At 37.0% G+C, this 1,606-nt stretch carries 1 protein-coding gene; it reads left to right on the forward strand.

What is annotated here, in order from left to right; all coding sequences use genetic code 11:
- Positions 1-73: 73 nt before the first annotated feature.
- Positions 74-1,606: IS1182 family transposase (locus B0A67_RS21720; protein ID WP_089069575.1), on the forward strand; the 1,533-nt coding region annotated here is incomplete at its 3' end.

The following is a 1,606-nucleotide window of genomic DNA, read 5'->3' on the forward strand; positions in this document are numbered from 1 at the left end:
CTATTTTTTTTTTGAGCTTGTTTTTTTCTGGTGAATTTTGTATATTTAATCAGTGATTAACAGCTGATTATATATGAGATTCAAGCATTATAACCAACAACAAACGGTACTTTTGCCTTATTCGTTTGATGATTTAATTCCAGCAAAACATCCGGTTCGCATAGTTGATCAGGTTGTGGAGTCTATTAATATCCAACTCCTTTTAAAAGCCTACAGCAAAGAAGGCAGTCCGGGCTATCATCCAAAGATGCTACTAAAAGTGATGTTGTATGCGTACATGACCAATGTATATTCTTCACGAAAAATTGAATTGGCCCTTCGTGAGAACATCAATTTCATGTGGCTTACTTCTATGACTGTTGTGGATCACAATACCATTAACCGCTTTAGAAGCAATAAACTTAAAGACAGTTTTAAGGAAATCTTCAAACAGGTGGTGCTAATGTTGGCATCAGAGGGCCTTGTTGATCTAAAACAGATTTATACCGATGGCACCAAGATAGAAGCCCAAGCAGGCCGTTATACTTTTGTATGGGGCAAAAGCATCAAAACCAACAAAGCCAAAATGCTCACTCAGCTTGAAGAGTTATGGAATTATGCCCAAAGTTTAGACAATGAAGACGACCCCACTCCAGAGCCTACAGAATTCAAAGAAATCAGTAAGGAAGTCATTGATAAAACAGTAGCTAAAATAGATGCCAAGCTCTCAGGTAACAAAAAGGCCAGCTCCAAAGCAAAAGCCAAATTGCGCTATATAAAAAATAATTTTACCGACAATCTGGAAAAGTATGAAAAACAGGAAGCTATCCTGGGAGAAAGAAACAGTTATAGCAAAACCGATACAGAGGCTACTTTTATGCGTATGAAAGAAGATCATATGCTAAACGGGCAGCTCAAGCCGGCTTATAATGCCCAGATATCCACCCAGAACCAGGTTATTGTTCATTATACTATCCATCAAAATCCCACTGACACCAAAACACTTAAGCCTCACTTAGAGAATTTTGAACAGATTTTTGGCAAAAAAACATTTAAAAATCTAAAAGAAATAACAGCTGATGCAGGTTACGGCAGTGAGGAGAACTATGATTATCTGGAAAAAAAGAAACTTAAAGCTTTTGTGAAATACAATACTTTTGAAAAGGAACAGGACCAAAACTATCAAAAGAAATACAAGGCTTTTAGTAAAGAGAATCTCTATTATAATAAGGAAGAAGATTATTATGTATGCCCGATGGGGCAAAAGATGCTCAAAACACATGAGAATCAGAAAAAGACAGCTGGCGGGTACGCCCAAACCCTATCCCATTATCAGGCTAAAAACTGCGAGGGCTGCCCCATGAGAAGCCAATGTTTTAAAGCCAAAGGAAACAGAAGTATTGAGAGAAACCACAATCTTGAAAGGCATAAAGAAAGAACAAGGGAATTACTCCTTAGTGAAATAGGAATACAAAGAAGAAAACAACGCTCTGCCGATGTGGAACCTGTATTTGCCCATCTTAAGCATAATAACGGATTTAGACGTTTTTCTTTAAAAGGACTTCAAAAAGTAGAATTAGAGTTCGGATTAATGGCTTTAGGACACAACTTAAGAAAGAAAATTGCA

Origin of the sequence: Flavobacterium aquidurense, assembly GCF_002217195.1 — a bacterium.
GTDB classification, from domain to species: Bacteria; Bacteroidota; Bacteroidia; order Flavobacteriales; family Flavobacteriaceae; genus Flavobacterium; species Flavobacterium frigidimaris.